The organism is Kribbella sp. NPDC048915 (genome assembly GCF_040649595.1).
Classification (GTDB): Bacteria; Actinomycetota; Actinomycetes; order Propionibacteriales; family Kribbellaceae; genus Kribbella.
In genome coordinates, this window is record NZ_JBEZFT010000047.1 from 22,396 (window position 1) to 45,566 (window position 23,171).

At 69.1% G+C, this 23,171-nt stretch carries 22 protein-coding genes; 5 read left to right on the top strand and 17 right to left on the bottom strand.

What is annotated here, in order from left to right; all coding sequences use genetic code 11:
• Positions 1–17 precede the first annotated feature (17 nt).
• Positions 18–965: an NAD(P)/FAD-dependent oxidoreductase gene (locus AB0B82_RS22655; RefSeq protein WP_360171771.1), complete on the bottom strand. Its 948-nt coding sequence runs from the start codon at positions 963–965 to the stop codon at positions 18–20.
• A 92-nt stretch (positions 966–1,057) separates the two neighbouring features.
• Here AB0B82_RS22655 and AB0B82_RS22660 point away from each other — a divergent pair, with 92 nt between their 5' ends.
• Both AB0B82_RS22660 and AB0B82_RS22665 read left to right on the top strand, forming a co-directional pair.
• Complete coding sequence (locus AB0B82_RS22660; protein WP_360171774.1) at positions 1,058–1,633, top strand: helix-turn-helix transcriptional regulator; 576 nt, start codon at positions 1,058–1,060, stop codon at positions 1,631–1,633.
• Between the two features lie 10 nt (positions 1,634–1,643).
• Positions 1,644–2,600, top strand: coding sequence for an asparaginase (locus tag AB0B82_RS22665; protein WP_360171777.1), 957 nt, complete (start codon positions 1,644–1,646; stop codon positions 2,598–2,600).
• A 62-nt stretch (positions 2,601–2,662) separates the two neighbouring features.
• Here AB0B82_RS22665 and AB0B82_RS22670 read toward each other — a convergent pair whose 3' ends face one another.
• The 7 genes from AB0B82_RS22670 to AB0B82_RS22700 form a co-directional block, all read right to left on the bottom strand.
• Positions 2,663–3,871, bottom strand: coding sequence for a sigma-70 family RNA polymerase sigma factor (locus tag AB0B82_RS22670; protein WP_360171780.1), 1,209 nt, complete (start codon positions 3,869–3,871; stop codon positions 2,663–2,665).
• Positions 3,849–4,256, bottom strand: a complete 408-nt coding sequence (locus tag AB0B82_RS22675; protein WP_360171783.1) for a YciI family protein — start codon at positions 4,254–4,256, stop codon at positions 3,849–3,851. Before AB0B82_RS22675 ends, AB0B82_RS22670 begins: the two co-directional genes overlap by 23 nt.
• Before the next feature lie 118 nt (positions 4,257–4,374).
• Complete coding sequence (gene ftsY / locus AB0B82_RS22680) at positions 4,375–5,601, bottom strand: signal recognition particle-docking protein FtsY (RefSeq protein ID WP_360171842.1); 1,227 nt, start codon at positions 5,599–5,601, stop codon at positions 4,375–4,377.
• Between the two features lie 76 nt (positions 5,602–5,677).
• On the bottom strand, positions 5,678–7,393 hold the full coding sequence (locus AB0B82_RS22685) for a thiol reductant ABC exporter subunit CydC (RefSeq protein ID WP_360171845.1): 1,716 nt from the start codon (positions 7,391–7,393) through the stop codon (positions 5,678–5,680).
• A gap of 194 nt (positions 7,394–7,587) precedes the next feature.
• Positions 7,588–9,213, bottom strand: a complete 1,626-nt coding sequence (gene cydD, locus AB0B82_RS22690; RefSeq protein WP_360171785.1) for a thiol reductant ABC exporter subunit CydD — start codon at positions 9,211–9,213, stop codon at positions 7,588–7,590.
• Positions 9,210–10,199, bottom strand: a complete 990-nt coding sequence (gene cydB / locus AB0B82_RS22695; RefSeq protein ID WP_360171788.1) for a cytochrome d ubiquinol oxidase subunit II — start codon at positions 10,197–10,199, stop codon at positions 9,210–9,212. The genes cydD and cydB overlap by 4 nt, the downstream gene beginning before the upstream one ends.
• Before the next feature lie 32 nt (positions 10,200–10,231).
• The gene (locus AB0B82_RS22700; RefSeq protein ID WP_360171791.1) at positions 10,232–11,650 is read right to left on the bottom strand and encodes a cytochrome ubiquinol oxidase subunit I; all 1,419 of its coding nucleotides are present in this window, start codon (positions 11,648–11,650) and stop codon (positions 10,232–10,234) included.
• A 113-nt stretch (positions 11,651–11,763) separates the two neighbouring features.
• Between AB0B82_RS22700 and AB0B82_RS22705 the strand changes: the two genes are divergently transcribed.
• Together AB0B82_RS22705 and AB0B82_RS22710 are read left to right on the top strand one after the other, a co-directional pair.
• The gene (locus AB0B82_RS22705; protein ID WP_360171794.1) at positions 11,764–12,183 is read left to right on the top strand and encodes a BlaI/MecI/CopY family transcriptional regulator; all 420 of its coding nucleotides are present in this window, start codon (positions 11,764–11,766) and stop codon (positions 12,181–12,183) included.
• Positions 12,184–12,189: 6 nt separating this feature from the next.
• Positions 12,190–13,095, top strand: coding sequence for a M48 family metalloprotease (locus AB0B82_RS22710; protein WP_360171797.1), 906 nt, complete (start codon positions 12,190–12,192; stop codon positions 13,093–13,095).
• A 57-nt stretch (positions 13,096–13,152) separates the two neighbouring features.
• On the opposite strand, the gene AB0B82_RS22715 is transcribed toward AB0B82_RS22710, so the two are convergent.
• From AB0B82_RS22715 to AB0B82_RS22735, 5 genes are all read right to left on the bottom strand, one after another.
• Complete coding sequence (locus AB0B82_RS22715) at positions 13,153–13,716, bottom strand: dihydrofolate reductase family protein (RefSeq protein ID WP_360171800.1); 564 nt, start codon at positions 13,714–13,716, stop codon at positions 13,153–13,155.
• 148 nt (positions 13,717–13,864) lie between these two features.
• Positions 13,865–14,956 (bottom strand): beta-eliminating lyase-related protein, encoded by a 1,092-nt coding sequence (locus AB0B82_RS22720; RefSeq protein WP_360171803.1) that lies wholly within the window; start codon positions 14,954–14,956, stop codon positions 13,865–13,867.
• A gap of 42 nt (positions 14,957–14,998) precedes the next feature.
• The gene (locus tag AB0B82_RS22725) at positions 14,999–15,727 is read right to left on the bottom strand and encodes a zf-HC2 domain-containing protein (protein WP_360171806.1); all 729 of its coding nucleotides are present in this window, start codon (positions 15,725–15,727) and stop codon (positions 14,999–15,001) included.
• On the bottom strand, positions 15,720–16,253 hold the full coding sequence (locus AB0B82_RS22730) for a sigma-70 family RNA polymerase sigma factor (protein WP_360171809.1): 534 nt from the start codon (positions 16,251–16,253) through the stop codon (positions 15,720–15,722). Before AB0B82_RS22730 ends, AB0B82_RS22725 begins: the two co-directional genes overlap by 8 nt.
• 70 nt (positions 16,254–16,323) lie before the next feature.
• Entirely contained in the window at positions 16,324–16,833 is a 510-nt protein-coding gene (locus AB0B82_RS22735) for a hypothetical protein (RefSeq protein ID WP_360171812.1), read from the bottom strand.
• A gap of 132 nt (positions 16,834–16,965) precedes the next feature.
• Between AB0B82_RS22735 and AB0B82_RS22740 the strand changes: the two genes are divergently transcribed.
• Positions 16,966–17,289: a nuclear transport factor 2 family protein gene (locus tag AB0B82_RS22740; RefSeq protein ID WP_360171815.1), complete on the top strand. Its 324-nt coding sequence runs from the start codon at positions 16,966–16,968 to the stop codon at positions 17,287–17,289.
• Positions 17,290–17,392: 103 nt separating this feature from the next.
• Here the strand turns inward: AB0B82_RS22740 and smc are convergent, their stop codons facing one another.
• The 4 genes from smc to rnc form a co-directional block, all read right to left on the bottom strand.
• Positions 17,393–20,953, bottom strand: a complete 3,561-nt coding sequence (smc, locus tag AB0B82_RS22745; protein ID WP_360171848.1) for a chromosome segregation protein SMC — start codon at positions 20,951–20,953, stop codon at positions 17,393–17,395.
• Positions 20,954–21,219: 266 nt separating this feature from the next.
• Entirely contained in the window at positions 21,220–21,375 is a 156-nt protein-coding gene (locus AB0B82_RS22750) for a hypothetical protein (RefSeq protein WP_238151152.1), read from the bottom strand.
• Positions 21,376–21,564: 189 nt separating this feature from the next.
• On the bottom strand, positions 21,565–22,419 hold the full coding sequence (gene mutM / locus AB0B82_RS22755; protein WP_360171818.1) for a bifunctional DNA-formamidopyrimidine glycosylase/DNA-(apurinic or apyrimidinic site) lyase: 855 nt from the start codon (positions 22,417–22,419) through the stop codon (positions 21,565–21,567).
• Between the two features lie 10 nt (positions 22,420–22,429).
• The gene (gene rnc / locus AB0B82_RS22760; protein WP_360171821.1) at positions 22,430–23,158 is read right to left on the bottom strand and encodes a ribonuclease III; all 729 of its coding nucleotides are present in this window, start codon (positions 23,156–23,158) and stop codon (positions 22,430–22,432) included.
• Positions 23,159–23,171: the final 13 nt, after the last annotated feature.

The following is a 23,171-nucleotide window of genomic DNA, read 5'->3' on the forward strand; positions in this document are numbered from 1 at the left end:
GGCCTCTATTCAACTCCTCATCGGCTGCGGGCTGCTACCGCCAGACGTGTCTCTTCCTCGATCAGGTCGTAGTTGAGCGCCGCCCCGGCCATCAGACCGGCCGCCGCGGAGGGCATCACCTGCGCCATCGGATTGGTCACGTTGCCGGCGGCGAACACACCAGGGGCCTCCGTCGCACCTCTGGCGTCGACGTGGATTGCAGTCCCGACCTCAAGTCCGTTTGCCTCCACCAACGTGGCCTGCAGACCCAGGTCGGTCAGGAAGCCCGCACGGGCCCGCACCGTGGTCTGTACGGCGAGTGCCTGTCGTGGAACGACCTTGCCACCCTTCAGCCGCACTCCCCTGAGTTTGTCGTCGGTCACCTCGACCTGCTCGACTTTCCCTTGCACCACGGAGATACCGCGAGCAGCCAGCTCCTCCCACTGCTCCTCGGTCGGCTCCGGCGCAGTGTGCAGGAACAGCGTCACGTCGTCGCTCAGCTGCCGGAACAGCTGCACCTGGTGCAGTGCCATCGAACTCGTGGCCAGAACGCCGATGGCCTGGTCCCGCACCTCCCAGCCGTGGCAGTACGGGCAGTGCACCACGTCCTTGCCCCACCGGTCCGCCAGCCCTGGTACATCGGGCAGTACGTCGCTGAGCCCTGTCGCCACCAGCAATCGCCTGCTGCGGTACGTCGTACCGTCGGACACCTCTACGGTGAACCCGTCGTCGTCACGCCGGGCGGCTGTCACGGTGCCGTCGGCGAAGTCACCGCCGTACGCCCGGACCTCCCGGCGTCCGATCGCGTAGAGATCCTGTGGCGGTACGCCGTCGCGCGTCAGGAAGTTGTGGACACCGTCGGCCGGCGCGTTGCGCGGCGTACCGTCGTCGACGACCAGCACCGAGCGGCGGGACCGGACCAGCGCCTGCGCACCGCTCAGCCCGGCCGCACCGCCACCGATCACGATCACGTCGTACTTCGTCATCTCTGCACTCCTCGTTCCCACTGTCTGCCGTTCTTCCGGTCTGCGTCCAGCCTCCGTGGTGATTTTCATTTTCGACAAGTAATGTTGCCGGTATGGCAAACGACGACGATGTTCTCCAGTCCGTCGGCCCGCGGCTGCGAGCCCTCCGCAGCGAGCGCGGGACGACGCTGGCGCAGCTGTCCGAGACCACCGGCATTTCGGTCAGCACGCTGTCCCGGCTGGAGTCGGGGCAGCGCCGCCCGACGCTGGAGCTGCTGCTGCCGCTGGCCAGGGCGCACCAGGTCCAGCTGGACGAGCTGGTCGACGCGCCACCGACAGGTGACCCGCGGATCTACGCGAAGCCGATCAAGCGGCACGGCACCGTGCACATCCCGCTGAGCCGGCGGCCGGGTGGACTGCAGGCCTTCAAGCAGATCCTTCCGGAGGGCTATCCGGGCAACGACGTCGAGCAGAAGACCCACGAGGGCTACGACTGGTTCTATGTGCTGTCCGGCCGGATCCGGCTCAAACTCGGCGACCAGGACTTCGTGGTCAAGGAGGGCGAGACGGTCGAGTTCGACTGCCGAGTGCCGCATTGGTTCGCCAATCCGGGCCCTGGACCGGCCGAACTGCTATGTCTTTACGGCCCGCAAGGGGAGCGGATGCACGTCAGAGCGCGAACCCGATAGGAGACATGCAGTGAGCGTCGCGTTGTTCACGTTGGGCGGGACCATTTCGATGGCCGGTGCGCACCGGCTGACCGGTGACGACCTGACCGCCGCCGTACCCGGGCTGGCCGAGCTCGGCCACCCGGTGGAGATCCAGGACGTCGAGAAGATCCCCAGCGCCAACCTGACGGCCGCACAGCTGCTGGAGGTCGTCGACGCCGCCTCCAAGGCAGTCGCTGCCGGAGCTGCCGGCGTCGTGGTCACCCAGGGCACCGACACGCTGGAAGAGAGCGCCTTCCTCGCCGACCTGGTGTGGCCGCACCCGCAACCGCTGGTGTTCACCGGAGCGATGCGGAACCCCACGCTGGCTGGTCCGGACGGCCCGGCGAACCTGCTGGCCGCCCTGCGCGTCGCCTGCTCCCCCGCGGCCCGTGACCTCGGTGCACTGGTCGTGTTCAAGGAGGAGGTCCACGCGGCCCGGTGGGTACGCAAGACGCACAGCACGAGTACGGCGACGTTCGTGTCGCCGAACGCCGGTCCGATCGGCCACGTGGTCGAAGACCGCGTCCGGATCCTCACTCGTCCATTGCGGCTCGACGGCGTCCAGGGCAACGTCGAGCCGGCCGAGCTGGACAACGTGCGCGTCGCGCTCTACACGGTCACGCTGGACGACGACGGGCTGCTGCTGCAGGGACTCGCCGATACGCACCAGGGCCTGGTGGTCGCCGGCTTCGGCGTGGGGCATGTGCCCGCACACCTGGCCCCAGTGCTCGGTGAGCTGGCGCAGCGGATGCCTGTCGTGCTGACGTCGCGGACCGGTGCCGGGTCGATCGTTCGGAACACCTACAACTCCCCCGGCTCGGAAACCGACCTGCTGCAGCGCGGGCTGATCGACGGTGGTTTCCTCGACCCGTACAAGGCACGTGTCCTGCTGCGGCTGCTACTGGCCACGGACGAGGACCTGGCGACGTTCGCGCAGTACAGCTGACCTGCCGGTGGTACTGCGGGCCGTGTGCTGCCGCCTGTGCTGCTGGCTCGGTCGCCGGCTCGTCAGCGCAGGGAGGCGGCCTTGGTCATCAGGTAGTTGCGCTCCGGGAGACTCGTCGTCCCGCGTGCCGCCGAGCGGAAGTACTCGGCGGCACGTGACGTGTCGCCGCGCAGCTCGTAGAGGTGGCCGCGGGTCGCGTCCAGCCGGTAGTGGCCGGCCAGTTCGTCGTCCACGGCGTCCAGCAGCTTCAGGCCGGCGTCCGGGCCGTCCACCATGGCTGCCGCGATCGCGCGGTTGAGCTTCACCATCGGGTTGCCGGACAGGTCCTCGAGCAGACCGTAGAGCGCGAGGATCTGCGGCCAGTCGGTGTCCTCGGCGCGGTCGACCTCGTCGTGCAGCGCAGCGATCGCAGCCTGGATCTGGTACTCACCGAGCGGCGTCTGGAACGCCTCGACGGCCAGCCCTACGCCTTCGGCGATGTAGTCGTGGTCCCACAAGGACCGGTCCTGTTCGGCCAGCGGAACGAGCTCTCCGTTCGGCCCGGTGCGTGCTGCACGCCGCGCGTCGGTCAACAGCATCAACGCGAGCAGGCCGGTCACCTGGCGGTCGTCCGGGAGCTGCGACCGTACGGCGCGGGTCAGCCGAATCGCCTCACTGGACAGGTCGCTGCGGTGCAGCGCCGGCCCGCTGGTGCTGGTGTAGCCCTCGTTGAACATCAGGTACAGCACGTGGAGGACGTTGCGCAGCCGGTCCGGGTCCGCGTCCAGCTCGAAGCTGGCACCCTTCAGCTTCGACTTCGCCCGGCTGATCCGCTGCGCCATCGTCGCCTCGGGCACCAGGTACGCCGTGGCGATCTCGGCCGTGGTGAGGCCGCCGACCGCTCGGAGCGTCAAGGCGATCGCCGAGGCCGGAGTGAGGGACGGATGGCAACACAAGAACAGCAGCCGCAGCGTGTCGTCGTACTCCTCGACCTCACCGGGCGGTACTTCGCGTAGCGCTGCCCGTTCCTCACGACGCCGGCGGGCCTGCTGCTGACGTACCTCGTCGATCAGCCGTCTCGTTGCAGTCTGGATCAGCCAGCTCTTCGGGTTGTCCGGCCGGCCGTCACGCGGCCAGGTGGTCGCAGCAGCGAGCAGCGCCTCCTGAACGGCGTCCTCCGCCAGGGCGAAGTCACCTGACCAGCGCACGACGGCTCCGAGGACCTGCGGCGTCAGCTCCCGCAGCAGGTCCTCGAGGTGCTCGTGCGGGTCAGAAGTCGTGGAGTTCGGCATCCGACTCCATGACCCGGCGCACTTCGATCGGTTGCTCCAGCGGCACGCCGCCCGGGCCCGGCGCGGCCGACTGCTCCGCGGCGATCTCCAGTGCGCGTTCCTCGGACTCCACGTCGATCATCGTGTAGCCGGCCAGCACTTCCTTGGCCTCGGCGTACGGACCGTCCGTCAGCACCGGTGCGCTGACGGCCGACGCCCGGACCACCTTCGCGTGCTTCGGCCAGGTCAGCGCGTTCACCTCGACCAGCTCGCCGCTGCGCCGCAACCGCTCGACATGATCACCCAGGTACTGCAGGTGGGCCTTCATGTCGGCCTCGTCCCACTCCAGCATCGGGGTGTCGCAGTTACCGCCGTCCATGTTCATCAACAGCATGAACTTCGTCATGTCGTTCTCCTCCTCGATGGGTTCCTACCCGGGAGACGGAGCCGCGGTTCGGTTCTCTACATCGGTCCGGTCGATGTTTTGCGCTTTCGGTCCAGCTTGCCGGTGCGGTTCGTCCGCGTCAGTCCAGCAGGGCGTCGACGAACTGCTCCGCGTCGAACGGGGCCAGGTCGTCGGCACCTTCGCCCAGACCGACCAGCTTCACCGGTACGCCGAGTTCGCGCTGTACCGCGATCACGATGCCGCCCTTCGCCGTACCGTCCAGCTTGGTCAGCACCAGGCCGGTCACGTTGATGACCTCCGCGAACACGCGCGCCTGGGTGAGGCCGTTCTGGCCGGTGGTCGCGTCGATGACGAGCAGCACCTCGTCGACCTCGGCGGTCTTCTCGATGACGCGCTTCACCTTGCCGAGCTCGTCCATCAGGCCGGTCTTGGTGTGCAGGCGGCCGGCGGTGTCGACCAGGACGACGTCGGCCTCCTCCTCGATGCCCTGCTTCACCGCGTCGAACGCGATGCTGGCCGGGTCGCCGCCCTCCGGACCACGGACGGTCCGGACGCCGACGCGCTCACCCCAGGTCTGCAACTGGTCGGCCGCGGCAGCACGGAACGTGTCCGCAGCACCCAGAACGACCTGCTTGTCCTCCGCGACCAGGACACGGGCGAGCTTGCCGACCGTGGTGGTCTTGCCGGTGCCGTTCACGCCGACGACCAGCACCACCGCGGGCTGCGCCTCCTTGCGGGTGACGTTCAGCGACCGGTCGAGGCCCGGGTCGACCAGCTCGATGAGCTCCTCGCGGAGGATCTGCCGCGCCTCGTCGGCCCCGACGCCTTCGACGCGGATCCGGGTACGCAGCTTCTCGACCAGCTCCTGCGTCGGGGCCACGCCGACGTCGGCGGTGATCAGCGTGGTTTCGATGTCCTCCCACGCCTCTTCGTCCAGCTTGTCGCGCGACAGCAGCGCGAGCAAGCCCTTGCCGAGCGACCCCTGCGAGCGCGCCAGCCGGGCACGCAGCCGGACCAGACGGCCCTGCGCGGACTCCGGCTTCTCGACCGCCGTCTCGGGCTCCGGCTCCGGGAGCTCGGTGTCCTCCAGCGTGCGCGTCGGGGTGTCACGCGGCTCCTCGGCGTCCTCACCGACCGTCGGCTCGCCGGCCTCCACCGAAGGCTTCGGCGCGCTCGGCGGCAGCTCGGCGCGGCGCCGGCGCGCGACGACCAGGCCGGTGGTGCCGACGACCAGCACGACCGCGATCGCCACGACGATCGTGATCAGGGCCTGGTCGGTGAGCAGCGGCACCGACAGCGGGGCCGATGACAGGGCCGATGACAGGGCCGATGACGAGGACAGCATCAGGGAGAGCAGCGAGACGAGCAATGGGGTCACGATTCCCCATCTTGACAGACGCCCGGCCCGCCGCCCGCATTTGTCACGTCAGGCAAACCAGTTGTCGCGGTACGTGAGGGGGCACCAGCTCAGGCCGATGCGTGAGCAGCACCACGGTCCGGTCCCCCGCCGCCGCGAACAGGTCGGCGAGCAGTATCCGGCCGGTCTCCTCGTCCAGGTGCTCCGTCGGCTCGTCCAGCACCAGTACGTCGCGGTCCGCGAGCAACAGCCGTGCGAACGCGAGCCGCTGACGCTCACCGCCAGACAGCCGCGCACCGTGCTCGCCGACCATCGTGTCGAGCCCGTCGGGCAGCTTCTCGACGAACTGTCCGAGCCGGGCGCGGTAGAGCGCGTTCCAGAGTTGCAGGTCGCTGGCACCCGGCTTCGCGAGCAGCAGGTTTTCCCTGATGCTCGTGTCGAACACATGACTCTCCTGCGTCAGCAGCCCTACCACAGACCGCACCTGGTCGCCTTCCAGCTGCCGCACATCCACGCCACCCAGCAACACCTCCCCACCCCAAGGCTCCAAGAACCGCAACAACACCAACGCCAGCGTGCTCTTCCCAGCCCCGCTGGCCCCGGTAACCACCACCCGACTCCCTGCCGGCACGTCCACGCTCAAGCCCTTGAGCACGTCACCACGTCCAACGCCGCCGTACCCGGTGTTCTCGGAGCCGGTGTTGTGGGAGCCGGTGTTGTCGGAGCTGGCGTTGCGGAGGCTGGTGTTGTGGGGGCCGGTGTTGCTGTAGCCCGCGTGGAGGTGTCGGAGCTGGAGGTGCCGGCCGGTGGGGAGTGGTAGCGGGTTGGGTGGGTCAGTGACGGGTGCCGGGGTGTCCAGCAGTTCCTGGACTCTGGCGAGGGAGGCGCGGACGCGGATGGCCAGCTGGGCGGCTACGGGGATTCCGCCGAGTACGTCGGCCAGGGCGAGCGGGGTGAGGACCAGTACGGCGAAGACGGCTCCGGTGATGTCCGCAGTACTGCCGAGAACCAGTGCGGCGATGCTGGCGCCACCCACGCACAGTACGAGCAGCGCGCTGCCCAGACCGGCACTCCAGGCGGACCGGCGCTCTGCTGCTGCCAGTCGGGCGTCACGGCGGCTGAACTCGTCCAGGACTGCATCGATCGCGTTGTAGGCGACCACGTCCGCTGCTGTGAGCAGGGACTCGGTTGTGGTGGCTGCGACATCGCCGCGGGCGCCGGCGAGGCTTCGCTCGGCACGGGCCGCGGTGCGGGCCGTCAGCCACGGTACGACGGTGCAGGCGACCAGTACTGCCAGTGCGACCACTGCACCTGCTGTCGGGAGCAGTACCGCCAGCAGAGCAACTGTGGCCGCTGCGGTGACTGCGGCGACTGCAACGGGCAGTAGTACTCGCAACCAGAGATCGAGAACCGCGTCCACGTCCAGCACCAGCCGGGCGAGCAGGTCACCCTTGCGTTGCGAGGCCAGCGGGGCGGTCTTCTCCAACCGCGTCGTGATGCGCGCGCGGGTCTCCCCCAGCACCCGGTACGCCGCATCGTGCCCGACAAGCCGCTCGACGTACCGGAACACACCGCGCCCCACCCCAAACGCCCGTACCGCCACGATCGGCACCATCAACAACAACACCGGAGGCTGCGCCGAAGCCGCCGTGATCAACCAAGCCGAAGTAGCCAGCAACCCCACCGCAGACCCAGCCGCCGCAACCCCCAACGCCAGAGCCGCCACCAACCGCCACCCAACCCGCCGTTCCGGCCGAGCAAGCGCGTACAACCCCGCCACCTGGGCGCCGGGGTGGGCGGACTCGGTCGCTCGGCTGCCCAGGTCGGCAGACGCGCTCGCCTGTCCGCGGGCGTGGGCGGTTGGGTGGGCGCTGGGGTGGGCGGGCTCGGTCGCTCGGCTGCCCAGGTCGGCAGACGCGCTCGCCTGGGCGCGCGTCTGGTTGATGGTGGCCTGGCGCGTGGGCGGCGTGGGGTTCATGTGGGGACCAACTCTTGGGCGGTGACCGGGACAGCGCGGTCTGCGGCGGCTATGAGGGTGGGGCGGTGCGCGATCAGGAGGATGGTGCGGGCAGTGGTGCGGAGGGAGCGGATGACTTCGGCTTCGGTGTCGGGGTCGAGGCCTGCGGTGGGTTCGTCCAGAAGGAGGACGGGGGCGTTGGTGAGGAGGGCGCGGGCCAGTGCGACTCGGCGTTGTTGACCGCCGGAGAGCTGTTGGCCTTGTTCGCCCACGGGTTTGTCGAGGGGGAGGTCGGCAGCACCGGCCTGCAGGAGTGCGAGGCGGACCTCGTCGTCCGAGGCGTCCGGCCGGCCGAGCCGTACGTTGTCGGCGACCGTCCCGAGGCGCAGACCGGGCCGCTGCGGTACCCACGCGAATTGCCGCCGCCACACCACCGGATCGAACTCGTCGGCCGCGCTCCCGCCGGCGACAACGAACCCGCGCTCCGGCTCGACGAACCCCAGCAGCGCGGCCAGCACCGTCGACTTCCCAGCACCGCTCGGTCCCGTCAGAGCGACCACCTCGCCCGGCCGCAGCTCCAGGTCGAACCCGTCCAGCGCCGGCGCCTCACGACCGGGATAGGTCACCGTCACGTCGTACAGGTACAGCGGAGTCACCCGCAGATCCGGTACGTCGGTGCGCTCACCACGGACCGGCAGCGGTGTCTCCAGTACTCGGAAGACCTCCTCGCTCGCCGCGACACCGTCCGCGCTCGCGTGGAACTGCATGCCGACCTGACGCAACGGCAGGTACGCCTCCGGCGCCAGGATCAGCACCATCAGCGCTGTCTCGAGCCCCAACCTGCCGTCTACGACCCGGAGACCGACGCCCACCGCGACCAGGGCCACGGACAGGCTGGCCAGCAACTCCAACGCCAACGAGGACAGGAACGCGATCCGCAGGCTGCCCATCGACGCGGCCCGGTGCTTGTCGGTCACCCGCCGCACCGCCGCCTCCTGGCCCTTCGCCCGACCGAACAGCTTCAGCGTGGTGAGCCCACCGACCACATCTGCGAAGTGATGTGCGAGAACGGCCAAGGCACGCTGACGGCGCTGGCTGCGCGCTTGGGTCACCCACCCGATCAGCGCCATGAAGATCGGGATCAGCGGCAGCGTGATCAGTACGGTCCCGGCAGCGATCAGGTCGCCGGTCGCCATCCAGCCGATCACTCCAGCCGGCACCGTGGCAGCCAGCACCAGCTGGGGCAGATAGCGTGCGAAGTACGGGTCCAGGTCGTCCAGGCCCTTTGTCAGCAGCGTTGTGAGCGCACTGCTGCGTTCACTGCTCAGCCAGACCGGGCCGAGCTTCAGCGAGTGTTCCAGCACCTGGCGCCGCAGCGTCGACTTAACTGCCGCCGCAGCGCGCTGTGCGACCACCTCCTGTGCCCACACCAGCAGCGCCCGCCCCAGTACGACGGCAGCCAGCGCCAGAGCGACCGCAGCGACACCACTCCCGCGCAGCACGACACCCGCAATGCCGTGCGCCAGTAACACGGCCTGCACGATGATCAGTACGCCGCTGAGCACCCCGATGAGGACCGACGCCGCCAGGAACACCCGGGCTCCACGCGCGCTCCGCAGCAGCCGTGGATCGAGCGGCTTCATGCCGCCGCCACCAGCACACGCTTGCGGAACACCCAGTACGTCCACCCTTGGTACACCAACACCAGCGGGAAGAAGATCGCGGTGATGATCGTCATTGCCTTCAATGTGTACGGCGTTGACGCCGCATCAACTGTTGTCAATGTTGATGAGGGATCAAGTGTTGACGGCATCACGTCGGGGAACAGCGCGACGAACAACGACACCACAGTCAAGGCGATCGCCACCGTCGTCCCGGTGAACGCCCAGCCCTCACGGCGCATTGTGTTCGCAACCAGACCGCCGACGAAGGCAACAGCCGCACCGACCGCGAGACCCACCGAGACGGCGTCACCGCGCAACACCTGCGCCCAGGCGAGAAACGCCACCGCGAGCACCGCGGCAACCAGCCCCGTGCGCGTCGCGAGCCGGTTCGCGCGGACCCGCAACTCGTCGGTGGTGCGCAACGCCAGGAAGATCGCGCCGTGTGTGACGAACACCGCGACGAACGTCAGGCCACCGAGTAAGGCGAACGGATTCAGCAAGGTCCCGAAGCCGCCGACGTACTCGTGGTTGTTGTCCAACGGCACCCCGCGCACAATGTTGCCGAAAGCAACACCCCAGAGCAGCGCCGGCACCAACGACCCGACGACGATCATCGCGTCCATCCGCGCCCGCCACACCGGCTCGTCCCGCTTACCGCGGTACTCCAGCGCGACACCGCGCACGATCAACCCGATCAGGATGGCGAACAGCGGCAAGTAGAAGCCGCTGAACAGCGTCGCGTACCACTCCGGGAACGCGGCGAAGGTCGCCGCGCCGGCCATGATCAGCCACACCTCGTTGCCGTCCCAGACCGGGCCGATCGTTCCGATCGCGGCGCGGCGTTCCGGCTCGTTGCGGCCGATCACGCGATGCAGCATCCCGACCCCGAAGTCGAAGCCCTCCAGCACGAAGTAGCCGGTCCACAGCGTCGCGATCGCGACGAACCACACGGTCGTCAGTTCCATCCCAGTTCCCTCTCAGTGCCACTCAGGACCGCTCAGTACGCGAACGACAACGGCTTGCCGGACTCGTCCGGTCCGGTGCCGGGGTCCGTCTCGGGCGCCGGATCGTCCGTCCCGGCCAGGCCGGCCCGGATCGTGCGCAGCAGCAACTTGGTCTCGACCACCGCGAGGACGCCGTACAGCGCGGTGAAGCCGACGAGCGACGTGATCACCTCACCGCTGGTCGTCCCCGGTGACACCCCCGAGGCCGTCGGCAGCAGACCGAACACCAGCCAGGGTTGGCGTCCGGTCTCGGTGAAGATCCAGCCGAACGTGTTCGCGAAGAGCGGCAGCAGCGGCAGCGGCGCAGCCAGCCAGATCAGCCGGGCATTCGGGGCCCTGCCCCGGCGCGTGGTCCACAGCAACCACAACGCGACCGCCGCGGACGCCATCCCGACACCGATCATCAACCGGAAGGTCCAGTACGTCAGCGGGATGTTCGGCTTGTACGACCCCGGCCCGTACAGCGCCTCGTACGCCTCCTGCAGCGAGTTGATGCCTTGCACCTCGCCGTCGAAGTGGCCCGTGGCGAGGAACGACAGCAGGTACGGCACCTTGATCGAGAAGATCTCCTTCGACCCGTCGAGCGTGCCGATCGTGAACGCCGAGAACGACGCCGGCTTCTCGGTCTCGTACAGTGCCTCGGCGGCGGCCATCTTCATCGGCTGCACCTCGGTCATCACCTTGCCTTGCAGATCGCCGCTGATCGCGACACCGGCGCTGGCAACCAGAACGATCGACGCGCCGATCTTGAGCGCCGACCGGAACACGTCCTTGTCCACCGAGGGGCGCCGGATCAAATGCCACAGCGCAACCCCGGCGACGAACGCACCGCCGACCATGAAGGCCGCGAAGATCGTGTGCGGATACGTGACCAGCACAACCTTGTTCGTCAACACCGCCCAGAGATCGGTCAACTCTGCACGACCTCGTTCAGTGTTGACGCGGAATCCGACCGGGTTCTGCATCCACGAGTTCGCGGCGAGGATGAAGTACGCCGACAGTTGCGTGCCGAGCACCACCATCCAGATGCACCCGAGGTGCACCAGTCGCGGCAACCGGTCCCAGCCGAACATCCACAGCCCGATGAACGTCGACTCGAGGAAGAACGCGAGCAGCCCCTCGAGCGCCAGTGGCGCGCCGAACACGTCACCCACGAAGCGCGAGTAGTCGCTCCAGTTCATCCCGAACTGGAACTCCTGTACCAGCCCGGTGACCACACCCATCGCGATGTTGATCAGGAACAACTTCCCGTAGAACTTGGTCAGCCGCAGGTACTTCTCCTTGCCGGTGCGGTACCAGGCGGTCTGCAGCCCCGCGGTGATCGCGACCAGTGAGATCGTCACCGGCACGAAGAAGAAGTGGTACACAGTGGTGATCGCGAACTGCCAGCGGGCCAGATCCAGGGTGTCCACACGCCCTCCCCAGGGCATCTACGACATGACGTAGTAGATGCTAACGCACATCTACGACGATTCGTAGTAGATCCCGCCGCCGATCTACTACGACGTGTAGTTATACTGGTCACGTGGCGACAGAGGACGCGATCGGAGCGGTGCAGCGGGCCAGGCATGCGGCCCAGGGGTCCCGTCCCCTGGGCGAGCTGGAACGGCTCGTCATGGAGCAGCTCTGGGCCGCGGAGGGTGCGCTGACCGTGCGAGAGGTCCACGAGCAGCTGTCCGGCACCCGCGAGCTCGCCTACACCACGGTGATGACCGTGCTGGACCGCCTGGCCAAGAAGAAGCTGACCGAGCGCGAACGCGACGGCAAGGCCTGGCGGTACCGCGCAGCCGCGCCGCGTGAGGAAATGGCCGCCGACCTGATGCGGGACGCGCTCGACCAGGCGGGCGACCGCCGGGAGGCTCTGGTGCGCTTCGTGGGTCAGGTGTCCGACGAGGAGGCCGCATTGCTCCGTGAGGCCCTGGCCCAGCTGGACGGCAAGGGGTAGACCGGCGTGACAACACCGGTACTACTGGCCGCTCTGGCACTCGTCCTCACCGGCCCGGCGCCGGCCCTGCTGGCGCGCTCCGAGTGGCCGTACCGCGTCCCTCGCGCGGCGGTCATCCTGTGGCAGGCGATCGCGCTGGCCGCGGTCCTGTCCGCGCTCGGTGCGGGGATCGCGCTGTCGTACTCCATCGCCGGGCGTCCGGGCGAGCCGCGGTTCGATCCCTCGTCACCACGGGACCTGCTCGCCGCGGCGATCCTCGCAATGGTGGCGCTGGTCGTCGTACGGCTCCTGTGGGCGATCGGCCGCGTTGCCGTCGGTACACGCGCCAGGCGGCGCCGGCACCGCGATCTGGTCGACGTACTGGCGACGCCGGACGGGCTGATCCCCGGACTGCGGGTGCTGGCCGAGGAGACCCCCCTCGCGTACTGCCTGCCCGCGCTGCGTGGTGCGCGCGTCGTGGTGTCGGTCGGCGCGCTGGATCGGCTGGACGACAAGGAACTCCAGGCGGTGCTGGCGCATGAGCAGGCGCACCTGCGGGCGCGGCACGACCTGGTGCTCGAAGAGTTCACCGCACTGCATCACGCGTTCCCACGCTGGGTGCGGAGCGATGTCGCGCTGGAGCAGGCGCGCACACTGGTCGAGTTACTCGCCGACGACGACGCGCGCCGCCGTACCGGACCGCGTCCCCTCGCTCACGCCCTGGTAGCGCTGGCGGGCGCGCCGGCACCTGAGGCGGCACTGGCCGCGGCCAAGTCGTCCACCGTGCTCCGGGTGCAGCGGCTCGCCGGGCCGCCGGCCAACGAGCCGACACTGTCGGCCGTCACGTACGGCGCTGCCGCCGCGCTGCTGATCCTCCCGACGATCACCATCGCCGCCCCGATCGTGCACGCCATCGTCGACGCCGTCACCTGACCGACGCCGTCACCTGACCGACGCCGTCACCTGACCGACGCCGTCACCTGCCGGCACTCACCTGGCTGCCGGTTCGTACCGGACGAGTACGCCGCCCACGCCCCACGGGCGCGCCTCGATCAGCTCCAGTCCCACCGGCGACCCACCGGTCGGAAACGCGCTCCGCCCCGCCCCCAGCAGCACCGGCGCGATCCGCAGCTGCACCTCGTCGACCAGGCCGACCCGCAACAGCGACTGGAACAGCGTGATGCTGCCCCACAGGATGATGTCCTTCCCGGACTGCTCCGCCTTCAACGCACGCACCGCATCCAGGTCGCGCACCACCATCCCCGGCTCGTACGCACCCCATGGCGCGCTGTTCAGCGTGGTCGACACGACGACCAACCGCAGCGCGTTCAGCTTCTTGGCGATCGGCTCGTCGGCCGACGCCTCGGTCGGCCAGTACCCCGCGAACAAGCGGTACGTCTCGGCGCCGAGCAGCATCGTGTCGACGCTGTCGAGCAGCTCGAGGTTGTCGTCGTCAGGATGGGCGGCAATCGCGTCGAAGAACCCCAACCCGCCGTCCGGCCCGGCGGCGTACCCGTCGAGCGTGACGTACTCCTGGAAGACCAGTCGCCTCATGACCGAAGGCTACCCGAAATGCTTCCCCTCACCCCGGGCCACGGCCAGCAGCACCAGACCCGACAAAACCAGCAGAACGACCATCGTGACAACGAATGTCAGCACTTCTCTCCCCGAAATCCCCAACCCAACACAGAGCCTGACGCGCTCAGTGCGCCAGAAGTTCCCCGAACGCCTTGGCAATTTCGCCGACTTCCCACTCCAGCGTCCCCGGCGTTGTCACCAGCTCGACCCACGACCACCCAGGTACGTCGGCAGGCTGCCACGGACCGCACAGCACCTCGCGCGTCCGCTCCATCCGCTCGACCGCAGTCTGCTCGATCGACTCGGCCGCGCGCGGCGCGTACACCCGGAACGAGTTGGTGTGCGGCGGCTCTGGAAAGACCCGAAAACCCTCGCTCTGCAAGGCCATCGCGACCTCGACGGCGCGCTGGTACAGGTCATCCATCAGCGGGAGCACCGACCGCAGACCGTGGCGCGCGGACACGGCGTACGGGAACATCGAGTACAGGTTGCCGCCCAGCCGGCGCTGCCACCGGCGTACTTCGGCGACGACGTCTTCCGGCCCGGCCAGCGCAGCACCACTGATACCGCCCAGAACCTTGTAGAACGACACGTACACGGTCGACGCCAGCGCGGCGATGTCAGCCAGGCTGTGCTCGAGGTACGGCGTGCTCTCCCACAGGCGAGCGCCGTCCAGGTGCAGTGGTACGCCACGCTGCGCACAGGACTCGGCGAACACGACCAGTTCGTCCCATGTCGGCAGCACGAAGCCCGCATCGCGTAGCGGCAGCTCGAGCGTCACCGCAGCCAGCTTGCCCGGAATCGCAGCCAACTCGTCAGGACGCGGTTGGCGCGGCTCGGACGTCAGGCGCTCGATGCGCAGCCGATGGACCTCCTCGAGCGGGTTGAGCTCGTGGACGAGCAGATGAGCCAGCCCGTGCACCGCTACCCGGTCACTGCCCGCGCGGTCGGCGTACACACGCAGAACGCTCTGCTGCGCCAAGATGCCCGTCGGCAGGAACACGGCAGCAGGCTTGCCCAGCAGCTCGGCCACCTCCTGCTCCAGCTCGGCTAGCTCACCACCGTTGCCGTAGACATCGACCAGGTCGTGGGTAGCCACCTCGGCGAGCTGCCGTAACCGCTCCGGTACGGGAATGCGCCGCTGGGAGACCCAGCGGTCGCAGTCGTCCATCGCGTTCTTCCGGCGCTGGCGCAGGTCCTGGGAGGTAGTAGCCACACCTCCATCCTCTCGTGCCCCGCAACCGGGTTCAGCGGCACCTCAGAGGTTGGCGGTCACCACGTGTTGACCCTGGAGCGTTCTGATCTCCACCGAGCGCACCTGGTCCGGCGGGATCAGTACGCCACCGCCGAACACGCTCCCGTCCTTGGCGCCCTTTTCGGACACCAGCCAGCTACCCGCGATCCAGTACTTGCCCGCCTTGTCGGTGACGACCATCTCGCACTGGTCGCCGACGTTCAGACCGGTGACCTGCACGCGCACCCAGGTCCAGCCCTCACGAGGCTCCACCGTTGCGGCCATGGTGGCTCCCGTGGTCGCATCGGACGCCGTGACCTGCGTCGAGCCAGGCACAGGCTGTTGCTGGACAACCGTGTCCGGTGCGGTCGTCCGGCCGAGTACGACGCCTCCGCCGAGTGCACCGCCCACCACAACCACAGCAGCCGCGGCAAGCAACCAGCGTGAGCGCCGCGTCGCGCGCATAGCCGGTACGACGTCCGCACCGCTGACCGTCACCCGCTGAGGGACCTCTGGGACCGCACGCACCTCATGCAGCGTGCGCTGCAGCAACAGGTCGCCGTCGTCAGGTGGCCCGTCCAGAAACGCTTCCGGCGGCACCTCGCCCAGGAAGGCCTTGAGCTCGGTCAGCTCGGCCAGCTCCGCGCGGCACTCCGCACAGGTCGCCAGGTGCGCGTCGACCTCCGCCGCTTCGGCCGGCTCGAGTGCGCCGAGGGCGTAGGCGCCCAGCTGCGTACGGTCGTGCTCACTCATGGGACACCTCCGTTGCCTTCCCTGCCATCACCGCGCGCAGAGCTCGGAGGGCGTAGTACGTCCGCGACTTCACGGTGCCGGGCGGTATCCCCAGCTCCTTGGCGGCTTCCGCGACAGACCGGCCGCGGTAGTACAGCTGGACGAGTACGTCGCGGTGCTCGGGCGACACCTTGCCCAGCGCGTCCAGCACGACCATGGTGTTCACCACAGACTCGGAGTGGTCGCTTTCGATCGGTGGACTGTCGTTCACGTCCGCCACCTCGGCCGGACGCGCTGCACGCGCCCGTGCCCGGTCGGTGACCAGGTTGCGGACCACGGTCAGCAGCCAGCCGCGCACCGACCCTCTGCCGCTGGACAGGTCGTCCGCGTGCTTCCACGCGCGAAGCAGCGTCTCCTGGACCACATCTTCGGCAGCGGCCCTGTCTCCGGTGAGGCGGGTCGCATACGCGAGCAGGCTGCGGCCGTGCTCGGCGTACAGCGCACGGATCAGGGTTTCGGCGTCGGCCGGCCCCGGGTTGTCACCCACCGACCGCACGATACCGGTGCCGACCGGCGCCCACACGGTCGCATCGGCACTGAGCGAACCCGCCATCAGTTCAGTAGCCGTAACCGTCCCCCGATGCGCCCGGTTTCGTGGTGATCTTCCGACCATCCGCTCCGACGACCCACCAAACACCCCCGACTGCCTGTCCTTTCGCCTCACCAGGCTTGGTGTCGCTCACGAACAAGTAGAGCGGCAGCCCGTTGACTGCCAGCTGCATGGTGCCGTCGGACCGGGTGATCGTGCTGACCAGCGCCGCGTCGATGCCGTCGAGCTGCGGCTGTCCCGCACCCGCGGCCACCACGGGCCACTTGGCGAGGCAGTCGCCCGAGCAGTTCGACGTACCGGCGGTGTCCTTGTCGTACACGTACACCGTCCGTCCGTTGCCGTCGACAATGATCTTGCCGTAGTCGCCGACATCGGCGGTGGCCAGCTTGACCGCGGTCGCCGCGGCCGAGGGGGAAGCCGCGGGTTGCGCGGTGCCGCTGTCGTCGTCACTGCCGCAGGCGGTCAGCCCGGCCACGCCGAGCACGAGCGCCGCGATCACTCCGCCCAGTCGCCTCATCGGATCCTCCCTCGGTCGCACCGATCCGTCATCCCGGCACACGTACGGAGGAACGCCCCGGTTCAATCGCACCGAGCCGATCAACCGGTTCGATCAGCCCGGGTTCGAGCAGGGAGCGTTATCGTCGGCTGCATGAGCCAAGAGATTCCCGCAGCGGTCCAGCGCGCTCTGGACGCGATCGACGCGCTGGACAACGACGCGTTCGTGGCGGCGTTCGCCGCGGACGGCTACGTGAACGACTGGGGCCGCGAGTTCCGCGGCCACGACCGGATCCGGTTCTGGAGCGACAACGAGCTGATCGGCAAGCGCGCCACGTTCACCGGCACCCAGGTCACCGTGCCGGGCAACCCGCTCACCGTCCGCACCCAGGTCGGCGGCGACGGCTTCAACGGCCCGTCCCACTTCACCTTCGAAATCCAGAACGACGAACTCGCCTCGATGACCATCACAGCCTGAGGAGCTGGTCGGCAGAGAACTCGTCCGTGTCAGCACCCACTGCTGGGCGTCGACCCGCGGCAACCGGCGGTGCCTGGCGACGAGCTCCGCAGCCGTTCCGACGCTAGGCCGGTTCGGGTTCGCGGATGCGTTGGGAGATGACGGTGGACACGCCGTCGCCGCGCATGGTGACGCCGTACAGGGCGTCGGCGACCTCCATGGTGCGCTTCTGGTGGGTGATGACCAGGAGCTGGCTGTTCTCACGGAGTTCTTCGTAGATCTCCAGCAGACGGCCCAGGTTGGTGTCGTCGAGCGCGGCCTCGACCTCGTCGAGGATGTAGAACGGCGACGGGCGGGCCTTGAACAAGGCGACCAGGAACGCGACCGCGACCAGTGACCGCTCACCGCCGGACAGCAGCGACAGCCGCTTGACCTTCTTGCCCGGCGGGCGGGCCTCGACGTCGATACCGGTGGTCAGCATGTCGTCGGGGTCGGTCAGCACGAGCCGGCCCTCACCGCCCGGGAACAGCCTGCTGAAGACGTGCGCGAACGCCTCCTCGACGTCGCGGTACGCCTGGGTGAAGACCTGCTCGACCCGCTCGTCGACCTCCTTGACGATGTCCATCAGGTCGCGCCGGGACTTCTTCAGGTCCTCGAGCTGCTCGGACAGGAAGCGGTGCCGCTCCTCCATCGCCTCGAACTCCTCGAGCGCGAGCGGGTTGATCTTGCCGAGCTGGTTCAGCGCGCGCTCGGCCTGCTTGAGCCGCTTCTCGACCTTGCTGCGGTCGAACGGCTCACCCTCGAGCTCCAGCGTTTCGTCGTCGCCGGCCTTCGGCAGCGGCGGCACCAGCTGGTCCGGGCCGTATTCCGCGACCAGCGCGTCCACCTCGATGCCGAGCTCGCCCAGCGCCTTCTCGTACAGCGCCTCGAGCCGCATCTTCTGCTCGGCCCGCGCCAGCGCGTCCCGGTGCACGGTGTTCGTCAGCTGCTCCAGCTCGGAGCTCAGGTTCCGCGTCGCGGACCGTGCCTGCGCGAGCGCCTGTTCCCGGTCGGCCCGCTGCGCCTGGATTGCTGCCCGCTCCGACGCCGCGAGCTGCAGCGACTGCTCGAGCCGCGCCAGCACGTGACCGGCTGCCAGGTGGACGGCCTGCGCCGCCTCCGCCTGACGGGCGCGCCGCGCCGCGCGGGCGATCGCCCTGGCACGGGCCTCGCGCTCCTGCCGGGCCGCGCGCTCCAGCGAGTCTGCGCGACCGGACAGCGCCCGGGCCCGCTCCTCGGTGGTCCGCAGCGCCAGCCGCGCCTCCATCTCGGCCGCCCGCGCCGCCTTGGACTCCTCGGCCAGCCGGTCCCGCTCGGACGTGTCCGGCTCGTCGCCGTCCTCGTCCATGGCTTCCGCGTCCATCAGCCGCTCTTCGAGCTCGGCCAGGCCGGAGAGGTTCCGGTCGCGCTCCTCCTCGGCCGCCGCGATCGCCTCGGCCATCCGCTGCGCCTCGCCGCGGGACGCCTTCGCCAGCGACCCGAAGTGCGCCAACTGCTCGGCCACTGCGGCCATTGCCGCGTCGGACTCGTGCAGCCGGGCCAGCGTGATCTCGACGGACTCCTTCTGGCGGGCGCGCTCCTGCTCCAGCGCCTGCAGCTCGAACCGCAGCCGCTCGCTGCGCGCCGTCGCCTCGACCAGCTTCTCCGCCGCCTCGTCGACCGCGGACTGCACCTCGATCAGGCTCGGCGCGGCGTCCGACCCGCCGTACGCGAAGTGTGCCCCCAGTACGTCGCCCGCGCGCGTCGTACACGTGACGTCGGGCAGATCGCGGACCAGGGAACGCGCCGCGTTGACGTCGTCGACGACCGCGACCTTGCGCAGCAGCCGCCGCAGAGCGGGGCGCAGGTTCTGCGGGCAGTCCACGACGTCCACGGCGTACGACGCTCCGTACGGCAGGGCCGGCCACAGGTCGTAGTCGTCGGCAGGTGCATCGCCGAGGAGCAGCCCGGCGCGGCCGAGGTCGTGCTCCTTGAGGTGGCTCACGGCGTGCAGCGCCGCGTCGGCGTGGGTGACGGCGACCGCGTCGGCGGCCTCACCGAGCGCGGCGGCAATCGCCGTCTCGTAGCCGGAACGCACGCTCAGCAGCGCCGCGACCGACCCCATCAGGCCGTTGACCTGCTCGGAGGCGGCCAGCAGCGCGCCGGCGCCGTCCTTGCGGTTCAGGCCGAGCTCCAGGGCCTCCTTGCGGGCGGCCAGGCCGGTGCGCTCGCGCTCGGCGTCGCGCTCCTCGGCCCGCAGCTTCGCCAGCCGCTCGTCCAGTTCGTCGAGCACGGCCTGCGCGGCTTCGTACTCCTCGTCGAGGCCCCGCTCACCGGCGTCCAGCCCGGCGACCTGGGTCTCCAGCGCGGTGAAGTCGTGCTGGGCCTTGGCGGCGCGCGCCTCGGCCTCTCGCATGTTCGTGGTGAGCCGGCCGATCTCGGACTCGGCGGCGGCCGCGCGGCTCTTCAGCGCGTTCACCTGGCCGGTCAGCCGGGCCAGGCCTTCACGGCGGTCAGCGGCGGCCCGGATCAGCGCGGAGATCCGGCGCTCCTCCTCGGCCTCCTGCGCCTCGAGCTGCTGGCGCCGCTCGATCGCCTCGGAGAGGATCTCGGAGTGCGCCTCGACCTCGGCCTCGATCTGCGCCTCGGTCTCGCGGACCCGAGCGGCCTCCAGTTCGAGCTCCTCGGGGTCGCGCCCGTGCCGCGGCTCCTCGGCCTCGTCGTTCAGTGAGCGGATCCGGTCGGCCGCGATCCGCGCCGTACCCTTGATCTTTTCGCCGAAGGTGGACAGCTGGTACCAGGTGTCCTGCGCCGCCTGCAGCGCCGGCGCGTCCTCCCGGAGTGCGTCCTCCAGCTCCGCCTCCAGCTCGCGGGCCTCGCGGAGCTTGGCCTCGGTCTCGGAGCGCCGCTCGGTCAGCCGGGCCTCGTCCCGCAGCTCGGCCTCGAGCGCGGACTGCGCCTGGACGATGTCGTCGGCGAGCAGCCGGGCGCGGCCGTCGCGGACCTCCGCCTGGATCGTCACCGCCCGGCGCGCCACCTCCGCCTGGCGCCCGAGCGGCTTCAGTTGGCGGCGGATCTCGGTGATCAGGTCGCCGAGCCGGTGCAGGTTGCCCTCGGTGGCCTCCAGCTTCCGGATCGCCTTTTCCTTGCGCTTGCGGTGCTTCAGGACACCGGCGGCCTCCTCGACGAAACCGCGGCGGCCTTCCGGCGTGGCGCGCAGGATCGAGTCCAGCTGGCCCTGGCCGACGATGACGTGCATCTCGCGGCCGATACCGGAGTCGCTGAGCAGTTCCTGGACGTCGAGCAGCCGGCAGTTCTGGCCGTTGATCTGGTAGTCGGAGCCGCCGTTGCGGAACATCGTCCGGCTGATCGTCACCTCGGCGTACTCGATCGGCAGCGCGCCGTCGGAGTTGTCGATGGTGAGCACCACCTCGGCGCGGCCCAGCGGGGAGCGGCCGGAGGTGCCGGCGAAGATGACGTCCTCCATCTTGCCGCCGCGCAGCGACTTCGCGCCCTGCTCACCCATCACCCAGGCCAGCGCGTCCACCACGTTGGACTTGCCGGAGCCGTTCGGCCCGACGATGCAGGTGATGCCTGGTTCGAAGTTCATCGTCGTCGCGGACGCGAACGACTTGAAGCCTCGGAGCGTCATGCTCTTCAGGTACAAGGCGAAGGTCTCCAACCCGTGAAAGGACAGACGGTACCGAAGGAACCGCCGTAGCTGTTCGTCACGCTGCCGCTACCCGGGGGAAGGTGTTCCGCTTCGCAGTCTACAAAGCGATCCGCGGAATCCTGCGGAGGCCAGGCCGATCGACGACGGCCGGCAGAAGATCTGGGAGCACAACATTCGCTGAACATACAACCGGCGGTGGCCCGGACGGGGGCCGCCGCCGTACAGAGTGTAGTGACGGTAAGGATGTACCTCTTGCCGCGTCAGACCGAGGCGGGAGTGCGCAGAGCCTCGTCGACGGTGAGCAGCCGACCCTCGTGGATCTGAGCCACCAGGTGGTCGTTCTCAGCCTGCAAGCGCATCACGTGCGCCTCCAGGTCGGCGACGCGCCGATTGAGCAGACGAACCTGCTCGAGCATGCGCGGGTCAGTGCCTCCAAGATGCCCTAGAAGAGCCTTGGCCATTGTGCTGTCCTCCGGAAGGGTTCTGGCCGATGCGCTCCAGGTCCTGGTCCACGACGGAGCGCTGAAAAAGTTGTGCCGTCTTTCAGGGTGACACCGGCGACACCGAACGGTCAACCTGGGCCACAGTTATTAACGATACCTCGTTCACCAGCGAACATGGCGCGGGACCGGCTGGCATTTCGGGCACCGGTACGACGAACGGTTCATGAACGGTTCGCGACGGATCGGGCGGCCGTCCCGCGGGCACGGGGAACCCTCCTGACCGTAAACGTTCAGGCCGCGTTCGAAGTACCCCGATTCGCCGTTCACGTTGACGTACAGCGCGTCGAAGCTGGTGCCGCCAACGGTCAGCGCCTCGGCCATCACGTCGTGCGCATGACCGAGAATTCCCTTGATCTGCACGGGTTTCAGCGTCTCGGTGGCGCGTGCGTAGTGCAGCTTGGCGCGCCACAACGTTTCGTCGGCGTAGATGTTCCCGATCCCGCTGACCGCGGTCTGGTCGAGCAGGGCGCGCTTCAGTCCGGTCCGGCGACGGCGCAGTTTCGCGGTCACCTCGTCGGGATCGAACAGAGGATCGAACGGGTCGCGGGCGATGTGCGCGATCTCCGCGGGCAGCTCCGCGCCGCCCTCGGAGTAGGACAGACCACCGAACATCCGCTGGTCCACAAAACGGACCTCTCCGCCGTCGTCGGCGAACCGGAACCGGACCCGCAGGTGGGGTTCGTCGGGCGCGCCGACCGGCTGGACCCGGAACTGGCCACTCATCCCGAGGTGGGTGAGGACGGCGTCGCCGGAGGTCAGCGGCAGCCACAGGTACTTGCCGCGCCGCGCGGGCTCGGCGAACACCTGACCCTTGAGGCGGGAGACGAAATCCGCCGGACCGGCGGCATGCCTCCGCACCGGGCGCGGGTGCAGCACCTCGACGGACTCGATGGTCCGCCCGGTGCTGAAGGCGGCCAGACCGCGCCGTACGACCTCTACCTCAGGGAGCTCTGGCACCTCAGGTCGGTCAGGCCTGCGAGGGGTCGACGCTGTCGGGATGCGCGGCGCGCAGGGCCTTCCAGGCGGTTTCGGCGGCCTGCTGCTCGGCTTCCTTCTTGCTCCGGCCGATGCCGTGACCGTAGGTGTCGGAGCCGATCCGGACCCGAGCCTCGAACGTCTTCGCGTGGTCCGGCCCGGACTCCGCGATCACGTACTCGGGGACGCCGACACCGAGCTGGGCGACCAGCTCCTGCAGCGACGTCTTCCAGTCCAGGCCGGCGCCGAGCCGGGCCGACGACTCCATCAGGTCGTCGAACAGCCGGTGCACCACCCCGCCCGCGACCTCGAAGCCACGGTCCAGGTAGACGGCGCCGATCAGAGCCTCGACACAGTCGGCCAGGATCGACGACTTGTCGCGACCGCCGGTGGCCTCTTCGCCGCGGCCGAGCCGCAGGTACTTGCCGAGCTTGAGCTCGCGGGCGACACCCGCGAGCGCACGCATGTTGACCACCGCGGCCCGTAGCTTGGCCAGCCGGCCCTCGGACAGGTCCGGGTGGTTCCGGAACAACGACTCCGTGACGATGACGCCGAGCACGGAGTCCCCGAGGAACTCCAGCCGCTCGTTCGTCGGCAGCCCACCGTTCTCGTACGCGTACGAGCGGTGGGTGAAGGCGTGCTCCAGTAGTTCGTCAGCCAGCGATACGCCGAGCCGCTGGTTCAGCTCGGCGTAGAGCCCCGTTTCGTTGACCGAATTCACTGACTGGTGCCGT

Coding starts and splice junctions, on each gene's coding strand:
- AB0B82_RS22725 (WP_360171806.1), bottom strand. CDS start 15,727: ATGAGTGAGCACGACCGTACGCAGCTGGGCGCCTACGCCCTCGGCGCA.
- AB0B82_RS22735 (WP_360171812.1), bottom strand. CDS start 16,833: ATGAGGCGACTGGGCGGAGTGATCGCGGCGCTCGTGCTCGGCGTGGCC.
- ftsY (WP_360171842.1), bottom strand. CDS start 5,601: ATGCTGTCCTCGTCATCGGCCCTGTCATCGGCCCTGTCATCGGCCCCG.
- AB0B82_RS22660 (WP_360171774.1), top strand. CDS start 1,058: ATGGCAAACGACGACGATGTTCTCCAGTCCGTCGGCCCGCGGCTGCGA.
- AB0B82_RS22715 (WP_360171800.1), bottom strand. CDS start 13,716: ATGAGGCGACTGGTCTTCCAGGAGTACGTCACGCTCGACGGGTACGCC.
- AB0B82_RS22670 (WP_360171780.1), bottom strand. CDS start 3,871: ATGCCGAACTCCACGACTTCTGACCCGCACGAGCACCTCGAGGACCTG.
- AB0B82_RS22750 (WP_238151152.1), bottom strand. CDS start 21,375: ATGCTCGAGCAGGTTCGTCTGCTCAATCGGCGCGTCGCCGACCTGGAG.
- AB0B82_RS22740 (WP_360171815.1), top strand. CDS start 16,966: ATGAGCCAAGAGATTCCCGCAGCGGTCCAGCGCGCTCTGGACGCGATC.
- AB0B82_RS22675 (WP_360171783.1), bottom strand. CDS start 4,256: ATGACGAAGTTCATGCTGTTGATGAACATGGACGGCGGTAACTGCGAC.
- cydB (WP_360171788.1), bottom strand. CDS start 10,199: ATGGAACTGACGACCGTGTGGTTCGTCGCGATCGCGACGCTGTGGACC.
- AB0B82_RS22655 (WP_360171771.1), bottom strand. CDS start 965: ATGACGAAGTACGACGTGATCGTGATCGGTGGCGGTGCGGCCGGGCTG.
- cydD (WP_360171785.1), bottom strand. CDS start 9,213: ATGAAGCCGCTCGATCCACGGCTGCTGCGGAGCGCGCGTGGAGCCCGG.